Annotated in this window: 22 protein-coding genes and 1 pseudogene; 16 read left to right on the top strand and 7 right to left on the bottom strand. The window is 64.6% G+C overall.

What is annotated here, in order from left to right:
- Nucleotides 1–15: 15 nt before the first annotated feature.
- Entirely contained in the window at nt 16–2,022 is a 2,007-nt protein-coding gene (locus tag H7692_RS02405) for an acetyl/propionyl/methylcrotonyl-CoA carboxylase subunit alpha (RefSeq protein WP_222136078.1), read from the top strand.
- Nucleotides 2,023–2,154: 132 nt separating this feature from the next.
- A complete protein-coding gene (locus H7692_RS02400; RefSeq protein ID WP_222136392.1) occupies nt 2,155–2,526 on the top strand; it encodes a tRNA-binding protein in 372 nt (123 codons plus the stop codon).
- A 3-nt stretch (nt 2,527–2,529) separates the two neighbouring features.
- Here H7692_RS02400 and H7692_RS02395 read toward each other — a convergent pair whose 3' ends face one another.
- Nucleotides 2,530–3,921, bottom strand: coding sequence for a peptide MFS transporter (locus H7692_RS02395; protein ID WP_222136079.1), 1,392 nt, complete (start codon nt 3,919–3,921; stop codon nt 2,530–2,532).
- A 120-nt stretch (nt 3,922–4,041) separates the two neighbouring features.
- On the opposite strand from H7692_RS02395, the gene H7692_RS02390 reads away from it, so the two are divergent.
- Nucleotides 4,042–4,449: an MAPEG family protein gene (locus tag H7692_RS02390; RefSeq protein ID WP_222136080.1), complete on the top strand. Its 408-nt coding sequence runs from the start codon at nt 4,042–4,044 to the stop codon at nt 4,447–4,449.
- Between the two features lie 208 nt (nt 4,450–4,657).
- On the opposite strand, the gene H7692_RS02385 is transcribed toward H7692_RS02390, so the two are convergent.
- The gene (locus tag H7692_RS02385; protein WP_222136081.1) at nt 4,658–5,425 is read right to left on the bottom strand and encodes a cyclase family protein; all 768 of its coding nucleotides are present in this window, start codon (nt 5,423–5,425) and stop codon (nt 4,658–4,660) included.
- Nucleotides 5,426–5,618: 193 nt separating this feature from the next.
- On the opposite strand from H7692_RS02385, the gene H7692_RS02380 reads away from it, so the two are divergent.
- The 6 genes and pseudogenes from H7692_RS02380 (at nt 5,619) to H7692_RS02355 (ending at nt 13,231) form a co-directional block, all read left to right on the top strand.
- The gene (locus tag H7692_RS02380) at nt 5,619–7,250 is read left to right on the top strand and encodes an MFS transporter (protein WP_201925565.1); all 1,632 of its coding nucleotides are present in this window, start codon (nt 5,619–5,621) and stop codon (nt 7,248–7,250) included.
- 43 nt (nt 7,251–7,293) lie between these two features.
- The gene (gene alr / locus H7692_RS02375) at nt 7,294–8,337 is read left to right on the top strand and encodes an alanine racemase (RefSeq protein WP_227339716.1); all 1,044 of its coding nucleotides are present in this window, start codon (nt 7,294–7,296) and stop codon (nt 8,335–8,337) included.
- A gap of 81 nt (nt 8,338–8,418) precedes the next feature.
- Nucleotides 8,419–8,581, top strand: a pseudogene (locus tag H7692_RS02370) (transposase); the annotation flags it as partial.
- Nucleotides 8,582–8,811: 230 nt separating this feature from the next.
- Nucleotides 8,812–9,348 (top strand): polyhydroxyalkanoate synthesis repressor PhaR, encoded by a 537-nt coding sequence (gene phaR / locus H7692_RS02365; RefSeq protein WP_201925561.1) that lies wholly within the window; start codon nt 8,812–8,814, stop codon nt 9,346–9,348.
- A gap of 40 nt (nt 9,349–9,388) precedes the next feature.
- Nucleotides 9,389–10,915: an aminoacyl--tRNA ligase-related protein gene (locus H7692_RS02360; protein WP_227339715.1), complete on the top strand. Its 1,527-nt coding sequence runs from the start codon at nt 9,389–9,391 to the stop codon at nt 10,913–10,915.
- Nucleotides 10,916–13,231 carry a ribonuclease R family protein gene (locus H7692_RS02355; protein ID WP_227339714.1) on the top strand — a complete coding sequence of 772 codons (2,316 nt, stop codon included), beginning with the start codon at nt 10,916–10,918 and terminating at the stop codon, nt 13,229–13,231.
- A gap of 110 nt (nt 13,232–13,341) precedes the next feature.
- Here H7692_RS02355 and H7692_RS02350 read toward each other — a convergent pair whose 3' ends face one another.
- The gene (locus H7692_RS02350) at nt 13,342–14,127 is read right to left on the bottom strand and encodes a helix-turn-helix domain-containing protein (RefSeq protein ID WP_227339713.1); all 786 of its coding nucleotides are present in this window, start codon (nt 14,125–14,127) and stop codon (nt 13,342–13,344) included.
- A gap of 118 nt (nt 14,128–14,245) precedes the next feature.
- Between H7692_RS02350 and H7692_RS02345 the strand changes: the two genes are divergently transcribed.
- Nucleotides 14,246–14,638 (top strand): hypothetical protein, encoded by a 393-nt coding sequence (locus H7692_RS02345; RefSeq protein ID WP_227339712.1) that lies wholly within the window; start codon nt 14,246–14,248, stop codon nt 14,636–14,638.
- On the opposite strand, the gene H7692_RS02340 is transcribed toward H7692_RS02345, so the two are convergent.
- The gene (locus H7692_RS02340) at nt 14,635–15,090 is read right to left on the bottom strand and encodes a universal stress protein (RefSeq protein WP_222136087.1); all 456 of its coding nucleotides are present in this window, start codon (nt 15,088–15,090) and stop codon (nt 14,635–14,637) included. The two genes, H7692_RS02345 and H7692_RS02340, sit on opposite strands and share 4 nt — an antisense overlap.
- A gap of 159 nt (nt 15,091–15,249) precedes the next feature.
- Here H7692_RS02340 and H7692_RS02335 point away from each other — a divergent pair, with 159 nt between their 5' ends.
- From H7692_RS02335 to H7692_RS02320, 4 genes are all read left to right on the top strand, one after another.
- Nucleotides 15,250–16,560: a pyruvate dehydrogenase complex dihydrolipoamide acetyltransferase gene (locus H7692_RS02335; RefSeq protein ID WP_227339711.1), complete on the top strand. Its 1,311-nt coding sequence runs from the start codon at nt 15,250–15,252 to the stop codon at nt 16,558–16,560.
- Nucleotides 16,561–16,606: 46 nt separating this feature from the next.
- Complete coding sequence (gene lpdA, locus H7692_RS02330) at nt 16,607–18,004, top strand: dihydrolipoyl dehydrogenase (RefSeq protein WP_227339710.1); 1,398 nt, start codon at nt 16,607–16,609, stop codon at nt 18,002–18,004.
- Nucleotides 18,005–18,133: 129 nt separating this feature from the next.
- Entirely contained in the window at nt 18,134–18,520 is a 387-nt protein-coding gene (locus H7692_RS02325; protein WP_201925540.1) for a hypothetical protein, read from the top strand.
- Between the two features lie 74 nt (nt 18,521–18,594).
- Complete coding sequence (locus tag H7692_RS02320) at nt 18,595–19,920, top strand: amidohydrolase family protein (protein WP_413541438.1); 1,326 nt, start codon at nt 18,595–18,597, stop codon at nt 19,918–19,920.
- A 25-nt stretch (nt 19,921–19,945) separates the two neighbouring features.
- Here the strand turns inward: H7692_RS02320 and H7692_RS02315 are convergent, their stop codons facing one another.
- On the bottom strand, nt 19,946–20,725 hold the full coding sequence (locus H7692_RS02315) for a tyrosine-protein phosphatase (RefSeq protein ID WP_201925536.1): 780 nt from the start codon (nt 20,723–20,725) through the stop codon (nt 19,946–19,948).
- A 2-nt stretch (nt 20,726–20,727) separates the two neighbouring features.
- Entirely contained in the window at nt 20,728–21,531 is an 804-nt protein-coding gene (locus H7692_RS02310) for a crotonase/enoyl-CoA hydratase family protein (protein ID WP_227339708.1), read from the bottom strand.
- Nucleotides 21,532–21,581: 50 nt separating this feature from the next.
- On the opposite strand from H7692_RS02310, the gene H7692_RS02305 reads away from it, so the two are divergent.
- Nucleotides 21,582–22,721 (top strand): acyl-CoA dehydrogenase family protein, encoded by a 1,140-nt coding sequence (locus H7692_RS02305; RefSeq protein WP_227339707.1) that lies wholly within the window; start codon nt 21,582–21,584, stop codon nt 22,719–22,721.
- Nucleotides 22,718–23,437, top strand: a complete 720-nt coding sequence (locus H7692_RS02300) for an acyl-CoA dehydrogenase family protein (RefSeq protein WP_227339706.1) — start codon at nt 22,718–22,720, stop codon at nt 23,435–23,437. Before H7692_RS02305 ends, H7692_RS02300 begins: the two co-directional genes overlap by 4 nt.
- A gap of 3 nt (nt 23,438–23,440) precedes the next feature.
- On the opposite strand, the gene H7692_RS02295 is transcribed toward H7692_RS02300, so the two are convergent.
- Nucleotides 23,441–24,571 (bottom strand): CaiB/BaiF CoA transferase family protein, encoded by a 1,131-nt coding sequence (locus tag H7692_RS02295; protein WP_227339705.1) that lies wholly within the window; start codon nt 24,569–24,571, stop codon nt 23,441–23,443.
- Between the last annotated feature and the right edge of the window lie 66 nt (nt 24,572–24,637).

The raw sequence follows: 24,637 nt of genomic DNA, 5'->3' as shown, positions 1-24,637 counted from the left end.
GGAGGGGAGAATAGAGTGTTCAAAAAAATCCTGATCGCCAATCGCGGCGAAATCGCCTGCCGCGTTATCAAGACCGCGCGGCGCATGGGCATTGCGACCGTCGCAGTCTATTCGGACGCCGATGCGCGCGCGCCCTTCGTACAGATGGCCGATGAGGCGGTGCATATCGGGCCGTCGCCCGCGTCCGAATCCTATCTGGTCGCCGACAAGATCATCGCCGCGTGCAAGCAAACGGGCGCCGAGGCGGTGCATCCGGGCTATGGCTTCCTGTCCGAACGCACCAGCTTCGCCGAGGCGCTGGCGAAGGAAAATATCGCCTTCATCGGCCCGCCGGTGAACGCGATCGCCGCGATGGGCGACAAGATTGAATCGAAGAAGCTCGCGCTGGAAGCGGGAGTCAATGTCGTCCCCGGCTTCGTCGGCGAGATTCGCGACACCGAGCATGCAGTCGAGATCTCGAACGAGATCGGCTATCCGGTGATGATGAAGGCGTCGGCGGGCGGCGGCGGCAAGGGCATGCGGCTGGCCTATGACGAAAAGGACGTCCGCGAAGGCTTTGAGGCGACGAAGCGCGAGGGGCTCAACAGCTTTGGCGACGACCGGGTGTTCATCGAGAAGTTCATCCTGAACCCGCGCCATATCGAGATCCAGATCCTCGGCGACCAGCATGGCAACATCCTCTATCTGAACGAGCGCGAATGCAGCATCCAGCGCCGCCACCAGAAGGTCGTCGAGGAGGCGCCGTCGCCCTTCGTCACCGAGAAGATGCGCAAGGCGATGGGCGAGCAGTGCGTCGCGCTGGCGAAGGCCGTCGGCTATTACAGCGCGGGCACGGTCGAACTGATCGTCTCGGGCGCCGACCCGACCGGCGAGAGCTTCTACTTCCTTGAAATGAACACGCGGCTTCAGGTCGAGCATCCGGTGACCGAGGCGATCACCGGCATCGACCTTGTCGAGCAGATGATCCGCGTCGCGGCGGGCGAAAAGCTCGCGATCACGCAGGACGACATCAAGATCGACGGCTGGGCGATCGAGAACCGCGTCTATGCCGAAGACCCCTATCGCGGTTTCCTTCCATCGACCGGGCGCCTCGTGCGTTACCGCACCCCCGTTCCGGCGTGGGAAGGTGACGAGCGCGGCGTCGACGGCGTGCGTGTCGATGCGGGTGTCGAGGAGGGCGGCGAAGTGTCGATCTTTTACGACCCGATGATCGCCAAGCTCGTGACCTGGGGCGAGACGCGCGACGAAGCCGCCGATCTGCAGGTCGCGGCGCTCGACCGTTTCGAAATCGAGGGCCTGGGCCACAACATCGATTTCGTCTCGGCAATCATGCAGCACCCGCGCTTCCGCTCGGGCGAACTCACGACCGGATTCATCGCCGAGGAATATCCCGAAGGCTTTGTTGGGGCGCCCGCTGCCGACGAGGTGACGCGTGCGCTTGCGGCCATCGCGGGCTTCATGGCGAGCGCCGAAGCCGACCGCGCGCGGCGCGTCGATGGCCAGCTTGGCGAGCGGCTCGACCCGCCCGCCAAATGGCAGGTGTCGGTCGGCGGCGCGAGCCACAAGGTCAAGGTCGGGACCAAGCATATCAAGGTCGACGGCGAGGCAATCGACATTGCGCTCGAATATACGCCGGGCGACCGGCTGGTGGTCGCCGAGATCGACGCGCGCGAGCTGGCGGTGAAGGTCGCAAGGACGCGCACCGGCTGGCGGATGACGACGCGCGGGCGCATTCACGACGTGCGCGTGCTGCCGTGGCACGTCGCGCCGCTTGCCTCGCACATGATCGAGAAAATTCCGCCCGACCTCTCGAAATTCCTCATCTGCCCGATGCCGGGCCTGCTCGTCGCGCTCCATGTGGGCGAGGGCGATGCGGTCGAAGCCGGGCAACCGCTCGCGACCGTCGAGGCGATGAAGATGGAGAATATCCTGCGCGCCGAAAAGGCAGGCGTGGTGAAGGCGGTCAACGCGGCGCAGGGCGACAGCCTGGCGGTCGACGCGGTGATCTTGGAGCTGGAATAAGGCTGCGCCCACTTCACTTCGTCATTGCGAGGAACAGAGTGACGAAGCAGTCTCCTGCTATCGCCTGAACGGACCGATAGCTGGAGATTGCTTCACCCGGCTTCGCCGGGATCGCAATGACGGACATTGAAAATGCATGTGAACCATCAAAATGACGCCCCCGCGGCCGATCCCATTACCTTCGACGATTTCCTGAAAGTCGATATCCGCATCGGCACGATCGTTGCGGCCGAGCCCTTCCCCGAAGCGCGCAAGCCCGCCTTCAAGCTGAAGATCGACTTTGGCCCCGCCATCGGCGTCAGGAAAAGCAGCGCGCAGATCGTCGACCGTTACGCGCTCGACGAACTGCCGGGGCGTCAGGTCGCGGCCGTCGTCAACTTCCCCCCGCGCCAGATCGGCAAATATATGTCCGAGGTGCTGACGCTCGGTTTTGCGGACGAAGCGGGCGCGGTCATCCTGTTCGCGCCCGACCGTGCCGTTCCCAACGGATCGCGGCTGTTCTGACCGTCAGGCGACGGCTGGGACCGGATCGCCCATCAGGCGGCGCGCGAGGAACAGCTTGAACATCAGGAAGGCGACAAGGCCGACGACCGCGGTGCCGACGTGGAACAGCCAGAAGCTCGTCGTCGGCATCGTCGCATACCAGGTCCCGACTTCGCCCACGATCTTGTTCGCGCCGAAAAAGGCGAGGTAGTAGATTCCGATCACCGTCGCGTTGAGCGCGCGTGGCGCCATCTTGGTGAAAAGCGCGAGGCTCACGGGCAGGATGTGCGCAAAGCCGATGCTGTTGAACAGGTGAAACATCAGCGGCCAGAACAGCCCGATCTTTCCGTCGCCCTGTGTCGCCGCGGCCATGAAAAGGCAAAGACCACCCGCGACCGTGAAAAAGCTTCCGATGACCATCTTCCCCAGTTCGTCGGGCTCGCGATACCGCTTGCCATACCAGACATAGAAAGCCGCCACCGCGGCGAGCATCGAGAAGCTGGCGGTCGCGTCGATCGTGATCATCCAGCTCGTCGGCAGCGTGGTGCCGAAGAAGGTGAGCTGGAAATGCTGGTCGGCCCAGACGAGATAGGCATTGAAAATCTGTTGGTTGGTAAGCAGCGCAACCGCCATCACCGGCACGAGCGTGAGCACGGCGACGACGCGCAGCCAGTCCTGCCGCGACATTGGTTCGCTGACCCTTGCCGCCGCGTTTGCCGAGGGGCGATTATCGGCGGGTAGCCACGGACCAGCCATGATGTAGAGGATAAGCCCGATCACCATGACGACACCTGCGGTGCCGAAACCCCAGTGCCAGCCGACCTTTTCGCCCAGCGTCCCGGCGACGAGCGGAGCCGCGATCACGCTGACGTTGATCGCGATATAGAATATCTGAAACGCCATCGCGCGGCGCAGGTCGTTGGGGCCGTAGAGCTCGCCCACCTGGCTCGCGATATTTCCCTTGAACAGCCCGACGCCGACGACGAGCGACAGCAATGCAAACAGGAACGCTCCCTCGAACGCCATCAGGAAATGGCCGAGCGCCATGATTGCGCCGCCCGCGATCAAAGTGGCACGGCGTCCCAGCCAGCGATCGGCGATCAACCCGCCGAGGATCGGGGTCAGATAGACGAGCGATGTATAATCGCCGAAAATCTTGGACGCGAGCGGCTGGCCCTCGATGCCGCCATACCAGCCCTTGAGCCAGTCGAGTCCGATCACTCCCGCAGCATTTTCAGGCAGCAGCAGATATTTGACCATGTAGAGGACAAGCAGCGTCTGCATCGAATAATAGGAGAAACGCTCGCAACCTTCGACAAAGGCGAGGTAGCCGAGGCCCTTGGGATGACCAAGGAAGGCGCGGTCGGCGCGTGCGGCTTCAGCATCGAGTTCGGGCGTCGCTTCGGCGATGGTCATTTATATCACTCCCGGGACATATAATTTTGCGGCGCACCCTAGCGCCTTCGATGCAACTTGCCAGTGGCAATCGACCGGCGCGCGGTTAGGGTGGCGCATTGTTCAGAGGGGGAGAATATTATGACCTTGCCGGTAACTGCCTTTGTCGCCGCGGTGTGTGCGCTGCTGCTGCTTGCGACCGCGATCGACACGGTGCGCCAGCGACTGCGTGTCAAGGCCGCGTTCGGCGATCATGGCGACGCGAAACTGATCAGCGCGAGCCGCAGCCACGGAAACCTTGCCGAATATGCGCCGATCACGATCATCCTGCTCGGACTGCTCGAGACGGCGCGGGCGAACCATATGGCGCTGATGGTGATCGGCGCGATCTTCCTGATCGGCCGCGTCGCGCATGTCATCGGCCTGTATGCGCCGGTGGTCGCAGGCAAGCCGCCGCTGGGGCGGCAGGTCGGGGTTTTGGCGACTTTCGGCACCTTGTTGGTGCTCGGCGGGTGGACATTGTGGATGCTTGCGACGGTCAATTTGTAACCGGTGGCGGCTTCGGGGTGGGAAGCGGACGTTAGCATGACCATAGGCCCTCCCCTTCAGGGGAGGGCAGCGAGACTTGCGAACTTGTTCGCTAGTCGCAGCGGGTGGGGGCCATCGGCCTTGCGCAAGGTCGATAGCCCCCACCCCAACCCCTCCCCTGAAGGGGAGGGGCTTAAACGGCCGCAACCGGTCATGAGCGGCCCAACCCTCAATCCTCGATCAACGCGACCGCCCGGATCCAGCCCGCGCTGGCGCGCTCGATCTTCACCGGGAAGCAGCTGAGCGTCCAGCCGGTCGGGGGCAGGGCGGCGAGGTTGGTGAGCTTTTCGATCTGGTAATAGGGACGGATGCGGCCCGCCTTGTGGCCTTCCCAGATGATCGACGGGTCGCGCGTCTCGGCCCAGCGCTTCGCAGTGTGACTGAAGGGCGCATCCCAGCTCCATGCGTCGGTGCCGACGACTTTCACGCCGCGCTCGGTCAGATACAGCGTCGCCTCGGCACCCATGCCGCATCCCTGGTCGGTGAAATTGTCGGTGCCGTAGATCGCGCCCGACTGGACGAGCACGATGTCGAGCGGTTGCAGCGTGTGGCCGATGCGCGCCAGCTCGCCCTCGACCTCGGCGGCGCTGATGACATGGCCTGCGGGGTGGTCCGAAAAATCGAGCTTCACGCCGGGGCGAAAGAAAAGGTCGAGCGGCGCTTCGTCGATGCTCGGCGCGGCGGTCGCGCCTTCGTCGGTCGTCGAGTGGAAATGCCAGGGCGCGTCCATATGCGTGCCGTTGTGCGTGCTCAAAGTCAGGCTTTCGACCGCCCAGCCTTCGCCGTCGGGTAAATCGTCGCGGGTCAGGCCGGGGAAGAACATCGCGATCTGCTCCCACGTCGTTTCGTGGGTCATATAGGTGATTTGCGGGCGCATCACGGGCGGGTCCGACACGACATCGTTGGTGATCGGGATCGACAGGTCGATGAATTGCATGAGCCACAGCCTGCCACCTTATTGACGTTACGCCAAGAAGGCTTGCGCGGCGTTGCGAGACAGCTACACCGGCCCAAACCCGTTCGTGTCGAGCGAAGTCGAGATACCCGTGGGTCGTGTATGCCTTCACGGCATCTCGACTTCGCTCGATGCGAACGGAGAGGGACAGGTCAAAATGGCCGAGGGAGAGACTATGACCGATGCAGCCGCCGTCGCCGACCATGGCGCGGTCTATCAGCCGACCCAGAAGGACATCCGCATGGTCATCGCCGCATCGTCGGCGGGCACGGTGTTCGAATGGTATGATTTCTTCATCTACGGCACGCTCGCGGCGATCATCGGCAAGGCCTTTTTCCCCAGCGACAATGCGACGCTCGAAATTCTGCTCGTCTGGGCCGGTTTCGCGGTCGGCTTCGGCTTTCGCCCGCTCGGTGCGGTGCTGTTCGGTTTTCTCGGCGACCGGCTGGGGCGCAAATATACCTTCCTCGTCACCGTCACCTTGATGGGCATTGCGACCGCGGGGGTCGGGATGATCCCGTCGGCAGCGACCATCGGCATTGCCGCACCGATCATCGTCATCCTGCTCCGTATTCTTCAGGGGCTCGCGCTCGGCGGCGAATATGGCGGCGCGGCCATCTATGTCGCCGAACATTCGCCGCCCGGAAAGCGCGGCTTTTATACCAGCTTCATCCAGGCAAGCGTCGTCGGCGGCTTTGTGCTCAGCCTGATCGTCGTGCTTGGCTGCAAGGCGCTGATGCCCGATGCGGTGTGGGAAAGCTGGGGGTGGCGAGTGCCGTTCCTGCTGTCGCTGATCCTGCTTGGCATTTCATTGTGGATGCGGCTGAAGCTGTCCGAAAGCCCGGTGTTCCAGGCAATGAAGGCCGAAGGCGAGCTCGCGAAAAACCCGCTCAAGGAAAGCTTTACTTATCCGGGCAATCCCAAGCGCATTTTCGTCGCGCTGTTCGGCATCGCCGCCGGGCTCACCGTCATATGGTACACGGCAATGTTCTCGGGCCTGTCGTTCCTCAAGGGCCCGATGAAAGTGGATGACACTGCTGCCGAGATCATCGTCGGCACCGCAGCGGCAATCGGCATGGGATTCTTCATCTGGGCGGGGCGCCTGTCGGATCGCATCGGGCGCAAGAAGCCGATCGTGTGGGGCTACGGCGTGACGCTGGTGCTGCTCTTTCCGCTCTTCTGGCTGATGGGCAGCGTCGGCAACCCGGCGCTCTCCGCAGCGGCGGAGCGCGCGCCCGTCGTCGTCACCGGGTCGCAGTGCAGCTTTGATCCCTTCGCGCAGCAGCAGGCGACGGTGTGCGGCCGCACGCTCGGCGAGCTCACCCGGCTAGGCGTTCCCTATTCGATCGTCGAAAGCGAAAGCGCATTCGACAAGGTGCAAGTGACGATCGGCGATCGCAAAGTGGCGGGAGAGGACCCCGCGATCCTGCAACCGGCGCTCGAAGCGATGGGCTATGATTTCGAAAAGCAGATCCCGTCGGCGCTCGGCATCGCGATCATCATCGCCGCACTGCTCGGCCTCAGCGCGCTTTCGGGTTTTACCTATGGCCCGGTCGCAGCGCTGCTCGCCGAAATGTTCCCGCCGCACGTCCGATACTCGTCGCTGTCGATCCCCTACCACCTCGGCACCGGATATTTCGGCGGTTTCCTGCCGCTGATCGCGAGCTTCATCATCGCCAAGACGGGGAATGCCTATGCCGGCCTCTGGTACACCTGGTTTGTCGTCCTCGGCGCCTTTCTGATCACCGCCTTCATGCTCAGGGAGCCCGTGGAGGGCGAATGGGACAAGACGCCGACGCTCAAGTGAACGGTCGTTGGCGCTGGCGCCAAAGCCGTCTAGGGGCGGGGTCATGATCGATATTGCTTCGCCGCAGCGGCTCCATCTCGATTCCGATGCGCTCGTGCACAATTGGCGCTGGCTGGCCCGTCATGGCGGGGCCGAAGCGGGCGCGGCGATCAAGGCCGACGGTTATGGGCTCGGCGCGCGCACCGTGATGGAGCGGCTTGCTGCGGCGGGGTGCCGGCATTTCTTCGTCGCGACATGGGGCGAGGCGGCGGCGCTGATGCCGCTGCCCGAAGGCGTCGCGCTGTCGGTACTGCACGGCGTCGGCGCAGAGGACATGATCGCGGCACGGATGATTCCCGCGCGGCCCGTTCTCAATAGTCCCCAACAGGTCGCGCGCTGGCGCGAAGCGGGGGAAGGGCTTCCGTGCGACGTCATGATCGACACCGGAATGAACCGCCTCGGTTTGCGCGTCGAAGAGGCGATGGCGGGCGCGCTCGACGGGCTGGCAATCGAAACATTGCACAGCCACCTCGCGTCGGCAGACGAGGATAGCGATCAGAACGGACAGCAGCTTGCGGCTTTCCATGCCGTGCGGACGCAAATTGCCGCGCGTCGCTACAGTCTCGCGAACAGCGCGGGCATCTGCCTGGGCGCCGATTATGGCTTCGATCTCACGCGTCCCGGCATTGCGCTATATGGCGGCATTCCGCGGCGAGAGGCCGAAGGCCACATCCGGCAGGTCGCCTTTCCCGAGGCGCGGGTTCTGCAAGTTCGCGACGTCCCGGCGGGAGAGACGGTCGGTTATGGCGCTGCCTGGACGGCGCCGCGCGATAGCCGGATTGCGGTGGTCAATCTGGGCTATGCCGATGGCTATTTGCGCTGCCACGCCGGGTCCGGCGGCGGCCGATGGAACGGCAGGAAGCTCCCGCTCGTCGGCCGCGTATCAATGGACCTCACCGCATTCGACGCGCGCGACGCGACGGAGATCGCCGAAGGCGACTGGGTGACGGTTGATTACGACCTGCCGCGCGAATCGGCGGCGTGCGGGTTGTCGCAATATGAGCTGCTCACGGGCCTGGGCGCGCGGTTCGATCGCCGAGAGAAATAGCCAACTGCAATTTCTTTAGGGTCAGGGCCAATTGGTTCGAGGTAGTGATTGCGATTCAGGCGGCCACGAAGGAGCGTGAATTTGAACGATTTATCCTGGCTGACGGATGAACGGATGGCTCGCCTTCGGCCTATGTTCCGAAGAGCCATGGGCGTAAGCGCGTTGATGATGGGCGAGTTTGAACGGGATAATCTTCGTCAGTCGCAATGGGCCGAGGTGGCGCGATGCGCCGAAGGGCTATGGTCATCGCTCTCACCGCCACCGTAATCTTCTGGCACTGATCAATGCGTCCCGATCCTAAGGAGCGTCGCGGATCGACTCGGTCCGGTTCCCGACGAAACTTTCGTCGAATGGTCACTCGTCCGACCGGCCGTGTTGCGATGCATCAATATTTGGTGCTAATGCTCGGACCATTAGGTGCGATACCGTCCTTGCGCTGTCCGCGTTCGGATATTTACAGGAGTTCGGGTCCCGATGGCGAAAGCGAAGGCGGCGGACGGCGAGGCCGTCACGATCAAGAAATATGCCAACCGGCGCCTCTATGACACCGAACGCAGCTGTTACATCACGCTCGAGGATCTGGGGACGATGGTCCGCGACGGGCGCGATTTCCGCGTTGTCGATGCGAAAAGCGGCGAGGACATCACGCATAATGTGCTGACCCAGATCATCATGGACGAGGAAACGCGCGGCGAGACGCTGCTGCCCGTAAATTTCCTGCGTCACCTGATCGGCATGTATGGCGACAAGATGCAATCGATGGTGCCGCAATATCTCGAAGCGTCGATGGCGACCTTTCGCAAGAATCAACAGGATGTTCGCGCGGCGTTCGAGGGAGCGCTCGGCGCGAACCCGCTCGCTGAACTGACGCGCCGCAATTTCGAGATGTTCCAGCAGGCTGCGGGCGCTTTCATCCCCGGCGCAGCGGGCTCCAAGGCCAAGGACGATGAGATCGAGGCCCTGAAGGCCGAGGTCGCTGCGCTCAAGGCCGAACTCGCCAAGAAGAAGTAGAAGGGGGCGCCCACGCGCTCCAGCAACGAAAACAGGAACGATGATCAAACATGCGCTCAGCGTAACGCGTCAGGCCGATTTTGCGGCCTGGTATCAGGATGTCATTGCCGAAGCCGACCTTGCCGAAGAATCGGGCGTGCGCGGCTGCATGGTGATCAAGCCGTGGGGCTATGGCATCTGGGAGCGCATCCAGACGGTGATGGACGCGGCGATCAAGGATGCAGGCGTCCAGAATTGCTATTTTCCGCTCTTCATCCCGCTCTCCTTCTTCGAAAAGGAAGCCGACCATGTCGACGGCTTTGCCAAGGAAATGGCGGTCGTCACGCACCACCGGCTGATCGGCGACGGCAAGGGGCGACTGATCCCCGATCCCGAGGCAAAGCTCGAAGAGCCGCTGATCGTTCGCCCGACCTCCGAAACGGTGATCGGATCGGCGATGAGCCGCTGGGTGCAGAGCTGGCGCGATCTGCCGCTCAAGGTCAACCAATGGGCCAATGTCGTGCGCTGGGAAATGCGCACGCGCATGTTCCTGCGCACGAGCGAATTCCTCTGGCAGGAAGGCCATACCGCGCACGCCGACCGCGATGATGCGATGGCCGAAACGCTCCGTGCGCTCGAAATGTATCGCGCCTTTGCCGAGGATGTGCTCGCGATGCCCGTGATCGCGGGCGAAAAGCCCGAGAATGAGCGCTTCCCGGGCGCGGTCGCGACCTATTCGATCGAGGCGATGATGCAGGACGGAAAGGCGCTGCAGGCCGGCACGTCGCACTATCTTGGCACCGGCTTTGCCGAAGCGGCGAACATCCGTTTCCAGGACCGCGACGGCGGCCACAGCCTGTGCCACACGACGAGCTGGGGCGTGTCGACGCGGATGATCGGCGGCGTCATCATGACGCATGGCGACGACGACGGGCTGCGCTGCCCGCCGCGCATCGCGCCGCACCAGATCGTCATCGTGCCGATGCTGCGCGAAAATGACGAGGACGCCGCAATCCTCGATTATTGCCGCGACCTCGAAGCGAAGCTCAAGGCGCTCGACGCGTTCCGCGAACCTGTACGCGTGCTGCTCGACACGGGTGCGACCAAGGCGCAGACGAAGCGCTGGGGCTGGGTCAAGAAGGGCGCTCCGATCATCGTCGAGGTCGGTCCGCGCGACGTCGCGGGCGGCAACGTCGCGGTGATCCGCCGCGACCGGCTGTATCAGGAAAGCGGCAAGCTCAGTTCGGCCTTTGTCGCGAAAGACGCGTTCGTTGCCGATGCGGTCGCGATGCTCGAGGATATTCAGGCCGGGCTCCACGCCGAAGCCAAGGTGCGTCTCGAAACCAATATCCGCCGCGACGTCACCGACCTGGCGGGCCATTTCGGCGGCGACGACAAATTCGTCGGCTGGGTCGAGGTGCAATGGGCGCGCCCCACCGGCGAAAAACTCGATGGGATCGTTGAGCAACTCAAAGCGTTGAAACTGACGATGCGCAACACCCCCCTCGATGCCGCGCCCGCCGACGGCGCCTGCTTCTTTACCGGTGAGCCGGCGGTCGAACGCGTGCTTATCGGACGGACATATTAATTGGCAAAAGGCCCCAAGCGACCCCAGCCTGCAGGGCTACCCTCGCGCGAGGAGATCTTGCGCTTCATCGAGCAGAGCCCTGCGGCCGTCGGCAAGCGCGAGATTGCCAAGCATTTCGCCGTCCGCGGAGCCGACAAGATCGCGCTGAAGGCGCTGCTCAAGGACATGACCGACGAGGGGCTCGTCGACATGGCGCCGGGGCGGGCGTTTCATAAACATGGCGGACTGCCGCGCGTCACCGTGCTGCGCGTCGCGGCGGTCGAGGGCGATGTCGTGTGGGCGGTGCCCGAGCGGTGGGAGGGCGCCGGCGCGCCGCCGCGCTTACGCGTGATGGAAAAGGGACGGCGGAGCTCCTTGGGGGTCGGCGACCGCATCCTCGCGCGCACCGAGGAGCGCGGGAAGGGCCATGTCGCGCACCCGATGAAAAAGCTCCAGGCGGGCGGCGAAAGCATCATCGGCGTACTCGTTTCCGACACCGGGCCTGGCGGCAAGCCGATGACCTGGCTGCGCCCCGCCGACAAGCGCGCGCGCTTCGACTTTGCGGTCGCCGATATGGGCGACGCCGCCATCGGCGACCTTGTGCGCGCCGAGCTTTCTGGCCGCGGCCCCGCGACCAAGGCGCGGGTGATCGACCGCATCGGTGATCCCTTCGCGCCGCGCGCGCTCAGCATGATCGCCATAGCGCGGCACGAAATCCCGCACATTTTCGGCGACGAGACGCTGGCCGAGGCCGAAAAGGCCGCGAAGCTGCCGCTCACTCCCGACGGGCGCGACGATCTTCGCGAATTGCCCATCGTTGCGATCGACCCACGCGATGCGCGCGACCACGACGACGCCGTGTGGGCGGCGCCCGACGACGATCCCGCGAACAAGGGCGGCTGGCGCGCAATCGTCGCGATCGCCGACGTCAGCTATTATGTGCGCCCCGACAGCGCGCTCGACCGCGAGGCGCGACGACGCGGCAACAGCGTCTATTTCCCCGACCGCGTCGTCCCGATGCTTCCCGAAACGCTGTCGGCGGGGGTCTGTTCGCTGAAGGCGGGCGAGGACCGCGCCGCAATGGCGTGCCACCTGACGGTCGACAAGCATGGCAAGGTGACGTCATGGCGTTTCTCGCGCGCTCTCGTCCGGCTGCGCGCGAACATCGCCTATGAAGATGCGCAAGCGGCCTATGACGCGGGGCAGGGCGCCGATGGGTGGGGCGAGGATGTCCTGCCGTCGCTCCAGAATCTCTGGAGCTGCTGGATCCTGCTTGCAAAGGCGCGCGCGGCGCGATCGCCGCTCGACCTCGACCTGCCCGAGCGGCAGGTGATGCTCGACGAAGCGGGTAGCATCGCCGAAATCCGCGTCCGCGAACGGCTCGACGCGCACCGGCTGATCGAGGACTATATGATCGCCGCCAACGTCGCGGCGGCCAAGGCGCTCGAGGCGAAGAAGTCGCCCGTCATGTACCGTATCCACGAACCGCCGAGCCGCGAAAAGCTCGTCAGCCTGAAAGATTATCTCGACACCTTCGACCAGAATTTCGCGCTGGGGCAGGTGATCACCCCTGCGGTGTTCAACCGGCTGATCGACGGCTTTTCCGGCGACGACCGGCTGCCCGAGATCATGCAGGCGATCCTCCGCAGCCAGACGCAGGCCTATTACGGCCCCGCCAATGCCGGACATTTCGGCCTCGCGCTCGGCAGCTACGCGCATTTCACCTCGCCGATTCGCCGCTACGCCGACCTGATCGTCCACCGTGCGCTGGTCGATTCGTACAAGCTGGAGGTACCCGGCAAGCCCAAAGGCTTCCCCGAGCGCACCGGCCTGGGCGAGGCCGACCGCAAGGGGCTGTCGCACATCGGCGAGGCAATCAGCGCGCTCGAGCGCCGCGCGATGGAGGCCGAGCGCGAGACGGTCGACCGCTATGTTGCTGCCTATCTCGCGACCAAGGTCGGCGAGATCGTCGCCGCCCGGATCACGGGCGTCCAGCCCTTCGGCTTTTTCGCCACGGTCGACGGCCTCGGCGGCGACGGGCTGGTGCCGGTATCGACGCTGGGAAGCGAACGCTTCATCTATGACGAGGCGGCGCGGACGCTCGACAGCGAGCATGGCCGCACCAGCTACGGCGTCGGCCAGCGGCTCGACCTCAGGCTGATGGAGGCGAACCCGGTTAGCGGCGCGCTGCGCTTCGAGCTTCCCGATGCCCCCGAGGGCGGATTCCGCAACCGCCCCTTGCGCCGTGACGGGGTCAAGAAGGACAAGGCGGGCAAGCATATGGTCGGCAAACGCGGGCGACCCGCGAATGTCCGGCACAAGGGCAAGCGCCGCTGATCCACCCTCGTCATTGCGAGGAGCCGAAGGCGACGCGGCAATCTCCAGCTATCGACCTCGTGCCCGGACGATAGCTGGAGATTGCTTCGCTCCGCTCGCAATGACGAAGCCTATTGCGGAGCCGCCATTTTCTGCAACAGCGCTGCACTCGCCGCATCTGCCGGAAAAAATGCCTCGATCGCCAGTTCGGACAGGGTGATGTCGATCGGCGTGCCGAACACTGTCACCGTCGACACGAAGGACAGGCGTCCCGCCGGCGTGTCGAGAAGCAGTGGTACCGCAATGCCGTTCGCGGCATGCTCGCCATCATTTGCCGCCGCGGCGCCATAGCCCGCCAATTCGTCGCGCAACGCCGCGAGCTGCGGATCGCCGCTCGCCTCGACCTGGCCGTCGAGCCGGTGAAGGATGTGCGCGCGCCATTCGCCGATATTGACGATCTGCGGCGCGAGACCGCCCGGATGGAGCGCGATGCGCAGCACATTGACGGGCGGCTCGAGCAGTTCGGGCGCGACGCCCTGTGTCAGCAACGCGATCGCGCCATTGGCGGCAATCATGTTCCAATGACGGTCGACCGCGAGCGCGGGATAGGGCTCGTGCCCGCGCAGCACATGCTCGACGATCGCGCGCATCCCTTCCATTTCGGGGCTGTCGAGTGGTCGCTCCTGAAAATCGGGCGCATAGCCTGCCGCAAGCAGCAGCGCATTGCGCGCGCGGTGCGGCACCTCCAACCGGTCGGCAAGTCGCTGGACCATCGCGGCGCTCGGCCGCGACCGCCCGGTCTCGATGAAGCTCAGATGCCGGGTCGAAATCTCGCTGTCGAGCGCGAGGTCCATCTGGCTCATCCGGCGGCGCGTCCGCCATTCGCGCAATTGTTCGCCAATCGGGGCAGGCTTCATCGCCATTCTCCTTTGCGGCAACAGCTATACCTCGGTCGTCGTCATAGCCATTACCTGCCGCGTAATCGACGCGCGTCATTGGCTCCGTCAAATGCGGTGCATCGAAAGGAGAATGACGATGCGCTTTTTCACCCTCAAGAACACCCTGCTGGTCGATGCGGTCACCTGTGCCGGCCTGTTCGTCCTCTGCGTCTTTGCGACTGCGACGGTCGCCGCACTTCTCGGCCTCCCCTCCGATGTGGTGACCGTCGCAGGCTGGATCGGCCTGCCGAGCGCGCTGCTGATGCTGTTCGTCGCGACGCAGAAGACGCCAAGCAAGGGACTCGCGAACCTGATCGCGGTCGGCAATCTCGGCTGGGTCGCGGCAAGCTTTGCAGTGCTCGCCATTTTCGGGGGCCAGATGACGTGGCTGGGCATCGCGGTCGTCGCCGCCCAGGCGCTCGTGGTCCTCTATTTCGCGCTGCTCGAAGCCAAAGGCGCGGCTGCGCTTCCACGCCCGGCGACGGCCTAACTCAACGCATCGAGCCGGGCGATGTCGATGCCGCCCGGCACCAGCATCACCGGGCAGGGGAGCGTTCCGGCATCCTGTCCGGTGAAATGCGACACCAGCGGCCCCGGCGCGCCGCTGGCGGCCGTCGCGAGAACAAGCGCGGCGATTTCGTCCTGGTCACCGATCACCTCGCGCACGACCTCGGCGGGCTTGCCCGACTTGATCATGATCTGCGCCTTGATGCTGGCTTCCTCTTCGATCGCTTTTGCAGCGCTCTCGGCGAGCTGTTCGGCATGTTCGCGCGCTTCGGCCTCGATCGTCGCCTGCACACCGCCAAATGCGACGAAATCCTGCGGCGGGATTATCGCGAGCACCGCGACGCCGCCTCCCGTCCGCGCCGCGCGCCGCGCCGCAAAGCGCAGCGCGAGGTTCGCCTCCGGACTGTCGTCGATCACCACCAGATACGTCCTCATGCCCCGACCCCGTTGTTCTTGTCGGCGCGGAGACTGCTTTACATTCGTATGAAAGGCAAGATTGGCCGGATGGACCTTGACCATTGATGCTCTTATGGCGAGGGAACAAACCGTAGCGGCAGGTTCGCCTGCCAGACTGACGAGGGATAACGCCGGATCATGCCAATCGAACTCAAAATGCCCGCGCTTTCGCCGACGATGGAAGAGGGCACACTCGCCAAATGGCTCGTCAAGGAAGGCGACGAGGTCAAGTCGGGCGACCTGCTCGCCGAGATCGAGACCGACAAGGCGACGATGGAGTTCGAGGCGATCGACGAAGGCACGATCGCGCAGATATTGGTCGCCGAGGGCACCGACAATGTCGCCGTCGGGACCGTCATCGCGGTGATCGCGGGCGAGGGCGAAGATGCGAGCGCGGCGAAGGCCGCACCGGCTCCTGCGGCGAAGGCCGAGCCCAAGGAAGAAAGCGTCGCTCCCGCGCCGGCGGGGGCCGCAAGCGAAACGGCACCCGCGTCGGCGGCCGCCGCCTCCGCGGGAGCGGCGCCCAAGGCTGCGCCGGCAGATAAGGGCGACCGCATCAAGGCGAGCCCGCTCGCCAAGCGCCTCGCCGCCGAACGCGGCATCGACCTCGCCGCGCTGACGGGCAGCGGACCGGGCGGACGGATCGTCAAGGCCGACCTTGAAGGCGCGCCGACGGGCGCAGCCGCACCGGCGCCTGCCGCTGCTGCGGCGCCCGCGTCTGCCCCGGCGCCGACGCCGACGCAGCCCTTCACGACCGACATTCCGCACAGCGCTGAAAAGCTCAGCAACATGCGCAAGACGATCGCGCGCCGCCTGACCGAGAGCAAGCAGCAGGTCCCACACATCTACCTCACGGTCGATGTCCAGCTCGACAAGCTGCTCAAGCTGCGCGGCGAGCTCAACGGCGCGCTCGAGCCGCAGGGCGTCAAGCTCAGCGTCAACGACCTGCTCATCAAGGCGCTCGCCAAGGCGCTGATCCAGGTGCCCAAGTGCAACGTCAGCTTCGCGGGCGACCAGCTCATCAGCTATGAACGCGCAGACATCTCTGTCGCGGTCAGCGTGCCCGCGGGGCTCATCACCCCGATCATCGTGGGCGCCGACGAAAAGTCGGTGAGCAAGATTTCGACCGAGATGAAGGAACTCGCCGGCCGCGCCAAGGAAGGCAAGCTCCAGCCGCACGAATATCAGGGCGGCACTGCCAGCCTGTCGAACATGGGCATGTTCGGCATCAAGCAGTTCGAAGCCGTCATCAACCCGCCGCAGGGCATGATCATGGCGATCGGCGCGGGCGAAAAGCGCCCCTATATCGTCGACGACGCGCTCGCGATCGCGACCGTGATGTCGGCCACCGGCAGCTTCGACCACCGCGCCATCGACGGCGCGGACGGCGCGCAGCTGATGCAGGCGTTCAAGCAGATTGTCGAAAACCCGCTGGGGTTGGTCGCGTAATTTCTCCCTCTCCCCGCAGGGAGGGGCGCTGGTGATGGAGTGAATTTTGGCTGAGACTTCCTACGACCTCATCGTTCTCGGTTCGGGCCCCGGCGGCTATGTCGCGGCGATCCGTGCGGCGCAGCTCGGGCTCAAGACCGCGATCGTCGAGCGCGAGCTGCTCGGCGGTATCTGCCTCAACTGGGGGTGCATCCCGACCAAGGCGCTGCTGCGTTCGGCCGAGGTCTATCATTATATGCAGCATGCGGGGGCCTATGGGCTGAAGGCTGCGGAGATCAGTGCCGACCTCGACGCGGTGGTGAAGCGGTCGCGCGGCGTCGCGTCGCAGCTCAACAAGGGCGTCACCGGCCTGATGAAGAAGCACAAGATTGCCGTGCATATGGGCACCGGCAAGTTGACCGCGCCGCGCAAGCTCGAGGTGACGGGCGACAAGGGCGTCGAAACCCTGACCGCGAAGAATATCATCGTCGCGACGGGCGCGCGCGCGCGCGACCTGCCCTTCGCGCCCGCCGATGGCAAGCGCATCTGGACCTATCGCCACGCGCTCGTGCCCACAGAGATGCCGAAGAAGCTGCTGGTCATCGGATCGGGTGCGATCGGGATCGAGTTTGCAAGCTTTTACAGCGATATGGGCGCCGACGTTACCGTCGTCGAAATGCTCGACCGGCTCGTCCCCGTCGAGGATGCCGATGTGTCGACGTTCCTCGAAAAGCAGCTAAAGAAGCAGGGCATGACGATCATGACCGGCGCGGGCGTCGAGGAGCTGAAGGCAACCGCCGGCGGCGTCTCTGCGAAGATCAAGGCAAAGGACGGCAAGGTCGAGAGCGCCGAGTTCAGCCACGCCATCGTTGCCATCGGCATCGTTCCCAATACCGAGAATATCGGGCTGGAGGCGCTCGGCGTCAAAACGACGAAGGGGCACATCGACACCGACGCGATGTGCCGCACCAATGTCGCGGGTCTGTGGGCCATCGGCGATGTCACCGCGCCGCCGTGGCTCGCGCACAAGGCGATGCATGAAGCGGTTATCGCGGCCGAAGCCATTGCCGGCGGCCACCCGCACGCGATGGACGTGCGCAACATTCCCGGCTGCACCTATTGCCGCCCCCAGATCGCGAGCGTCGGCCTGACCGAGGCGAAGGCGAAGGAACTGGGTTACGAGGTGAGGGTCGGCAACTTCCCCTTCATCGGCAATGGCAAGGCGATTGCGCTCGGCGAGGCCGAAGGCTTCACCAAGACGGTTTTCGATGCAAAGACCGGCGAGCTTCTGGGTGCACATATGATCGGTGCCGAAGTGACCGAGCAGATCCAGGGCTATACGATCGGCAAGACCGCCGAGCTGGTCGAGGATGATTTCATCGGCACCGTCTTCCCGCACCCGACGCTCAGCGAGACGATGCACGAAGGCGTGCTGTCGGCATACGGCCGCCCGTTGCATATTTGATCATGCGATCCTCCCCGTCGCGAAGCGATGGGGAGGGGGACCGCTTGCCGCAGGCGAGTGGTGGAGGGGCCCCTCCGTCGGCCCCTGCAGGGCCGCCACCTCTCCATGGCTGCGCGACAGGGAGGATTTTTGGCCCCGAAACGACTATCGCCAGTCATTACAGCCGCTTTACTGGCCGCCGTCGTCCTGCTCGGCCTTGCGGTCGGCGCGGGCTGGACCGAGGCGGCAGACTGGCAGGTCTCGCGTAGCCTGTCGCTCCGCGTCGGCGAAAGCGACCCCGTCTTCATCGCCTTCATGCAGGGCGTCAGCTGGATTGGCGGCGGTACACCGCGCTGGATCATCGTGATCCTGCTTTGCGGCGTCGTGTGGCATTGGTGCGGCGCGCGCTGCGCCGTCGCGCTGGGCGGCGCATCTTTGCTGTCGAACCTCGCGTCGAGCCTGATCAAACTCGGCTTTGCGCGGGTCCGGCCCGACCTCATCGAGCATCTCGATCAGGTGCAGCGAGCCCGATCCTGACCGCATTTTTCGGCTGTCCTATTTCTCGCCGATTTGCCATCAGGATGCGGGGACCAACAACGGGTGGATCGGCGATGCAATGCAGTGTGAAGTTTCGCAGTTTTCTGCGGGGAATCCTTTTCGGCGGCGCGGTGATTGCCGGCGCTACCACGGCCGCCGCGCAGGACGGCAGCGGGCAATCGGTCATCACGGCGGCGCGGTACGTCGATGTGCTGTCGGGGAAGACGATCGAACATCCGGCGATTTTCGTCGGCGCCGATGGCCGCATAACGAATATCACCGACGCACGCACCGTGCGCTGGAGCAGCAACGTCAAGCATATCGATCTGGGGGAGCGCACGCTGCTCCCCGGCCTCATCGACATGCACGTCCATCTCGACGGGCCTGCCGACATCGGCGGCTATCGCGGGCTCGAGTTCACCGACAGCTTCTGGGGCATGACCGCGGTCGGCGCGGCGCGCACGATGCTCGACGCGGGGTTCACGACGGTGCGCAACGTCGGTGCCGACTATCGTAACGACATCGGGCTCAAACAGGCGATAGAGGCGGGCTATGCCGTTGGGCCGCGTATCGTCCCCGCGGGCTATGCGCTTGGGGCAACGGGCGGACATTGCGACAGCACCTTCCTTCCGCCGAGCCTGGAACATGAGAATAAGGAAGAAGGGATCGGCGACACGCCCGAGGAACTGCGCCACCAGGTCCGCCGCCAGCGCAAATTCGGGTCCGAAGTCATCAAGGTATGCGCCACCGGCGGCGTTTTCTCGCGCAATACCGAACCGGGTCAGCAGCAATTGTCCGAAGAGGAATTGCGCGCGATCGCCGACGAGGCGCATCAGTGGGGCCTTCGCGTCGCGGCGCACGCGCACGGCGCCGACGGTATCCGGGCGGCGATCGCAGCGGGAATCGACACGATCGAGCATGCAAGCCTTGTCGACGACGAAGGCATCCGCATGGCGGTGCAACGCAAACGCCCGGTCTGGTTCTCGATGGATATCTACAACACCGAATATACGCAGGCCGAGGGTGCGAAAAATGGCGTGCTCGAGGACAATCTGCGCAAGGACCGCGAGATCGCGCAGATCCAGCGCGACAATTTCCGCAAGGCGCACAAGGCGGGCGTGCGGATGGTCTTCGCCTCGGACGTTGGCGTCATGCCGCACGGCGACGGCGGCCAGCAGTTTCGCGTGATGGTCGAATATGGAATGACCCCGCTCGAGGCGATCCAGGCGGCAACGCGCAACGCCGCGCAGGCGCTTGGCCGCGAGCGCGACGTCGGCGCGATTGCGGTGGGACGCTATGCCGACATCATCGCGGTCGACGGCGATCCGCTGGTCGATGTGCGCGAACTCGAAAGTGTCGATGCCGTGGTCAAGGGCGGGGTGCTGGTACGCGGGAAGTAATGGACGTCGCCCCCGCGACGATTGGTTAAACGACTAGTTTGTCCACCATGGCTTCGTGCATTTCGGGCGTGAAGTTCAGCACCGACTCGGCGTAGCTCGCCACGTCGCCATGGTCGCGGCGCACCGTGGCGAGCGCGGCGTCGAGAAAGACGGGATTGACCGACATCAGCATCCGGACCGCATCCTCCCTGATCTCGGCTCCATAGCGATCGCGGATATGCGCCGCACCCTGCGCGATCCGCTCCTCGATCTTCCCCGCGCTGTTGGTGAGGAGGTAGTCGTGCATCAGATCGTCTTCATGGACGCCGAGCAGCCGGTGAACCACCGCGACGGCAAAGCCCGTCCGGTCCTTGCCCGCCACGCAGTGGACAAGGCTGGGCGCGTCATATTCCGAAAGTGCAGCGAGATAGAGGCGCAGCGTCGCGACAAGCGCGGGGCGATAGGGCATGCCGGCATAGGTATCGACCATCCGCGCGCGCGCCGTCTCGACATCGATGGCGCCGCCGGCGGCCTGAAGATGCGGCGCAAGCCCCGCGGTGACGCCGCCCGCGAACAGCACGCGCGCCGAGAAACTCTCGCTGCGGCGGCAGGGATGCAACGCACGCTCGTCGTCGCCGCGCAGGTCGACGACCGTTTCGAGGCCCAGCCGGTCGAGCGCCGCCAGATCCTCGTCGGTTGCGGCCTCATGGTGCGCGGATCGCCACAGCACGCCGTCGCGGACGCGCCCTCCGCCTTCGACGGCATAACCGCCATAATCGCGGAAATTGTGAATGCCCGTCAGGGGCAGGACGCGTTCGGCCAGCATGGTCAGTCTCCTGTAAAAACCGGCTCCCTTTTTTCAACGAAGGCGTTGATCGCTTCGCGATTATCGGCGGTCTCGTGCACGATCGCCTGATAGGCCGCGCTGAGCTCGAGGATATCGCTCAATCGGCTGTGCTGCGCCTCGCGGAGCAGTCGCTTGGTCAGGCGCAGCGCGCGCGGCGGGTTGCACACGATGCGTTCGGCGATGGCGATTGCGCGGTCGAGCAGTTCGTCGTCGGGAACGACTTCGGTGACGAGGCCATAGTCCTTGGCTGTGGCCGCGTCGAAACGGTCGCCGGTCAGGAACAATTCGGCAGCGCGCGGATAGCCGAGGATCTTTTGAAGAAGCCATGCGCCCCCGTCGCCGGGAACGATCCCGACCTTGATGAAGCTGCAAGCGAACTTGGCGCTTTCGGCGGCAATGCGGATATCGCAGGTGCAGGCAAGGTCGCAGCCAAGCCCGATGGCATGGCCGTTCACCGCAGCAATCATCGGGATTTCGCAGTCCATCAGCGCGCGGATCACCGCCTGAACGCCCTTGCGATAATTGCTGCGCGTCGCATCGGGCTGGTCGAGCACGCCGATGCCCTTGCGTTCCTGCATCGATTTCAGATTGCCGCCGGCGCTGAACGCCTTGCCGCTCCCCGTCAGGATGATCGCGCTGACGCCGCGATCCTCGCCGAGTTGCCGCAGTGTCTGGACAATGTCCTGGCAGTCGTCGTGCGTGCCGATCGCGTTCATGCTTTCGGGCTTGATCATCGTCAGGATGGCGATTTTCCCGCGCCGCTCGACCTTCAGAAACTCGCCCATTGTCGTTATCCCTTTTCTCGCCTGCAAGGCTATTGCATGGCGGTGCTGTGATGCAAGGCTTTACGCTCTTTGATTTCGACCCGCCGGGCGACACGATTGCCCTGCGCGCCGACCTGCGTGCCTGGTTGTCCGAACATCAGCCGCAGGGCGATGTCGTGCGGCGCGCCAATTGCTGGGCGAGTTTCGAACCCGATTTCAGCACGGCGCTCGGCAAGGCGGGCTATATCGGCATGACGCTTCCCGAACGCTATGGCGGCGGCGGGCGGCATCCGCTCGAACGCTATGTCGTGATCGAAGAATTGCTCGCTGCCGGCGCCCCGGTTGGCGCACACTGGATCGCCGACCGTCAGACGGGACCACTGATTCTCCGCTATGGCAGCGAAGAACAGCGCGAGCTGTACTTGCCGGGGATTGCCCGCGGCGAACTTTATGCCTGCATCGGGCTGTCGGAGCCCGGCGCGGGGTCCGATCTTGCGGCAGTGCAGACAAGCGCGCGCGAAACGGCCGACGGGTGGCGCGTCAACGGCCAGAAAATCTGGACGACGGGCGCGCATTTCTCGCACGTCATTCTCGCGCTTGTGCGGACGGAGGAGGGGAGCGAACGCAATGCGGGTCTCAGCCAGTTGCTGATCGACCTAGACACGCCCGGCATAACCATTCGCCCGATCGTCGATATGGCGGGCAACCATGACTTCAACGAGATTTTCTTCGACGATGTCCTCGTTCCGCACAGCGCGCTGGTGGGCGAGCGCGGGCAGGGCTGGCGACAGGTCACCGCCGAACTCGCGCTCGAACGCTCGGGGCCGGAGCGCTATCTGTCGAGCCACGCGCTGTTCGCGGCGCTGATCGATGCCGCCGGCGCCGATCCCGATCCGGCGCTCGCGACGTTGATCGGTGAGTTGACGGCCGAAATGTGGACGCTGCGCCAATTGTCGATGTCGACTGCGGCCAAGCTCGCCGCGGGCGAGGACCCGATGGTCGAGGCGTCGATGGTCAAGGAACTGGGGAATGCCTTCGAGCAGGATATGCCCCGGCGCGTCCAGGCGATCGTCGATTGCGGTTGGGACGATGAAAGCGATTTGGCGCGGCTGTTGCGCGCGCTGCTGATCGCGTCGCCCAGCTTCTCGCTTCGCGGCGGCACGCGCGAGGTCATTCGCGGCATCATAGCCCGTGGATTGGGGCTGCGATGAGCGCGGTTCGCGACATGTTGTGCGACACGGCGCGCGCTGTGTTTGCCGAGGCTGCGTGCGAAGGGCTGGCGCCCGTGGAAGCCGCCGGTTTCGGCTTGCTTCTCGTGCCCGAAAACGAGGATGGGCTGGGGGGCGATTGGGGCGACCTTAACGCCGTGCTGCGCCTCGCCGGAACGCTTGTGCCCGATTTGGGCGTTGAAGAACTCATGCTGTCGGGATTGCCGGAGGCGTCCGAAGCGCATCGCGCCGCGGCCACCGTTGGGTTGATGGCAGGGGCGATGGGTCAAGCGCTAACGCTGTCGATCGAGCATGTGAACACGCGCCAGCAGTTCGGCAGGGCGCTGGGCAAGTTCCAGGCGGTTCAGCAATCGCTTGCGGCGATGGCGTGCGAGGTCGCGGCGGTCGATGCCGCGGCAGCCGCCATGGCCGCGCGGCTCGACGCGACGGCATTCGATGCCGCCGCTTCGGGCTTCGAAATTGCGGCCGCAAAGCTGCGGGCAAATCGCGCCGCCGGCGTCGTGACCGCTGTCGCTCACCAGGTGCATGGCGCGATCGGCTTCACGCGCGAATATGAGCTTCATCGCGTAACGATCCCGTTGATGCGCTGGCGCAGCGCACATGGGAATGATGCCTATTGGGCGGGGCTGCTCGGCAGGCAGGTCGCCGACCTGCGCGCGCGCGGGCTGTGGGAGAGCATGACCGCGCGCGCGGGGTAGAGTTCAGCGTGCCACGCCGCTTTCACGCAGCGCCGCGATTCGTGTCGCGTCATAGCCGAGCGACGCGAGTACTTCGTCGGTGTCTGCTCCGACCGTCGGAGCCTGCCGTGGCGTGTCGTTCGTGGTCGCCGAATAGCGCGGAGCGGGTGCGGGTTGCGTGGCGCCGCCAACCGTCACGAAGCTTTGGCGCGCGACATTATGTGGATGTTGCGGCGCCTCTTCGAGCGACAGCACCGGCGCAAAGCAGACGTCGGTCTTCTCCATCAATTTGCACCATTCGTTGCGCGTTCTGGTTGCGAATAGCGCGGTGAGCTTTTCCTTGAGCGGTCCCCATTGCGACGGATCGAGCTGGGCATCGAATGCGGGATCGGCGCTCAGGCCGGTCTTTTCGCGCAACAGCGCATAGAATTGCGGTTCGATCGATCCGATCGAGATGAACTTCCCGTCGCTGCAGCGATAGGTGTCGTAGAAATGCGCACCGCCGTCGAGCATGTTGACCCCGGCTTCGTCCTTCAGGCGCCCCATCGCCTTGAACCCCCAGGTCATGCCCGCAAGCAGGGCTGAGCCGTCGGTCATCGCGCAGTCGATCACCTGGCCCTCGCCCGTTTTGGCAGCGTGGAGCAGCGCCGACACCATGCCAAAGGCGAGCATCATTCCGCCGCCGCCGAAATCGCCGACATAGTTGACCGGCGGAACCGGCTTTTCGCCTGCGCGTCCGATCCCGTGGAGCACACCCGAAAGCGAAATATAATTGATGTCGTGTCCTGCCGCCTGTGCATAAGGACCGAACTGCCCCCAGCCCGTCATCCGGCCGTAAACGAGCCGCGGGTTATCGGCGAGCAACACGTCCGGACCGAGGCCCAGGCGCTCCATGACCCCGGGACGATAGCCTTCGATGATGCCGTCAGCGCTTTTGCACAGGTCGCGCGCAACCCCCACGGCGTCGGGCGCTTTCATATCGAGCACCACCGACGAACGGTTACGCGAGAGCGGGTCGCGGGGGTCGAGCGCGGCGCCGGGGCGGTCGATTCGAATGACCTCGGCACCATGATCGGCGAGCATCATCGCACAATAGGGACCCGGCCCGATGCCTGCGAATTCGATGATCCTGATTCCGTTCAAAGGGCCTGTCATTTTTGTCTCCCGTTCGTGTCACTATTGTTTTCACGGTGCAGCCGCACTGTCATATTCGCTTCCTAA

This window comes from Sphingopyxis sp. P8 (genome assembly GCF_020622175.1).
GTDB classification, from domain to species: Bacteria; Pseudomonadota; Alphaproteobacteria; order Sphingomonadales; family Sphingomonadaceae; genus Sphingopyxis; species Sphingopyxis jiangsuensis.
This window is presented reverse-complemented; position numbering and strand designations above follow the sequence as displayed.

What these genes read in the sequence shown, in the direction of transcription:
- H7692_RS02400 (WP_222136392.1), top strand. Translation starts at nt 2,155, where the DNA reads ATGCATGTGAACCATCAAAATGACGCCCCCGCGGCCGATCCCATTACC.
- H7692_RS02395 (WP_222136079.1), bottom strand. Translation starts at nt 3,921, where the DNA reads ATGACCATCGCCGAAGCGACGCCCGAACTCGATGCTGAAGCCGCACGC.
- H7692_RS02390 (WP_222136080.1), top strand. Translation starts at nt 4,042, where the DNA reads ATGACCTTGCCGGTAACTGCCTTTGTCGCCGCGGTGTGTGCGCTGCTG.
- H7692_RS02385 (WP_222136081.1), bottom strand. Translation starts at nt 5,425, where the DNA reads ATGCAATTCATCGACCTGTCGATCCCGATCACCAACGATGTCGTGTCG.
- H7692_RS02380 (WP_201925565.1), top strand. Translation starts at nt 5,619, where the DNA reads ATGACCGATGCAGCCGCCGTCGCCGACCATGGCGCGGTCTATCAGCCG.
- alr (WP_227339716.1), top strand. Translation starts at nt 7,294, where the DNA reads ATGATCGATATTGCTTCGCCGCAGCGGCTCCATCTCGATTCCGATGCG.
- phaR (WP_201925561.1), top strand. Translation starts at nt 8,812, where the DNA reads ATGGCGAAAGCGAAGGCGGCGGACGGCGAGGCCGTCACGATCAAGAAA.
- H7692_RS02360 (WP_227339715.1), top strand. Translation starts at nt 9,389, where the DNA reads ATGATCAAACATGCGCTCAGCGTAACGCGTCAGGCCGATTTTGCGGCC.
- H7692_RS02350 (WP_227339713.1), bottom strand. Translation starts at nt 14,127, where the DNA reads ATGAAGCCTGCCCCGATTGGCGAACAATTGCGCGAATGGCGGACGCGC.
- H7692_RS02345 (WP_227339712.1), top strand. Translation starts at nt 14,246, where the DNA reads ATGCGCTTTTTCACCCTCAAGAACACCCTGCTGGTCGATGCGGTCACC.
- H7692_RS02340 (WP_222136087.1), bottom strand. Translation starts at nt 15,090, where the DNA reads ATGAGGACGTATCTGGTGGTGATCGACGACAGTCCGGAGGCGAACCTC.
- H7692_RS02335 (WP_227339711.1), top strand. Translation starts at nt 15,250, where the DNA reads ATGCCAATCGAACTCAAAATGCCCGCGCTTTCGCCGACGATGGAAGAG.
- H7692_RS02320 (WP_413541438.1), top strand. Translation starts at nt 18,595, where the DNA reads ATGCAATGCAGTGTGAAGTTTCGCAGTTTTCTGCGGGGAATCCTTTTC.
- H7692_RS02315 (WP_201925536.1), bottom strand. Translation starts at nt 20,725, where the DNA reads ATGCTGGCCGAACGCGTCCTGCCCCTGACGGGCATTCACAATTTCCGC.
- H7692_RS02310 (WP_227339708.1), bottom strand. Translation starts at nt 21,531, where the DNA reads ATGGGCGAGTTTCTGAAGGTCGAGCGGCGCGGGAAAATCGCCATCCTG.
- H7692_RS02305 (WP_227339707.1), top strand. Translation starts at nt 21,582, where the DNA reads ATGCAAGGCTTTACGCTCTTTGATTTCGACCCGCCGGGCGACACGATT.
- H7692_RS02300 (WP_227339706.1), top strand. Translation starts at nt 22,718, where the DNA reads ATGAGCGCGGTTCGCGACATGTTGTGCGACACGGCGCGCGCTGTGTTT.
- H7692_RS02295 (WP_227339705.1), bottom strand. Translation starts at nt 24,571, where the DNA reads ATGACAGGCCCTTTGAACGGAATCAGGATCATCGAATTCGCAGGCATC.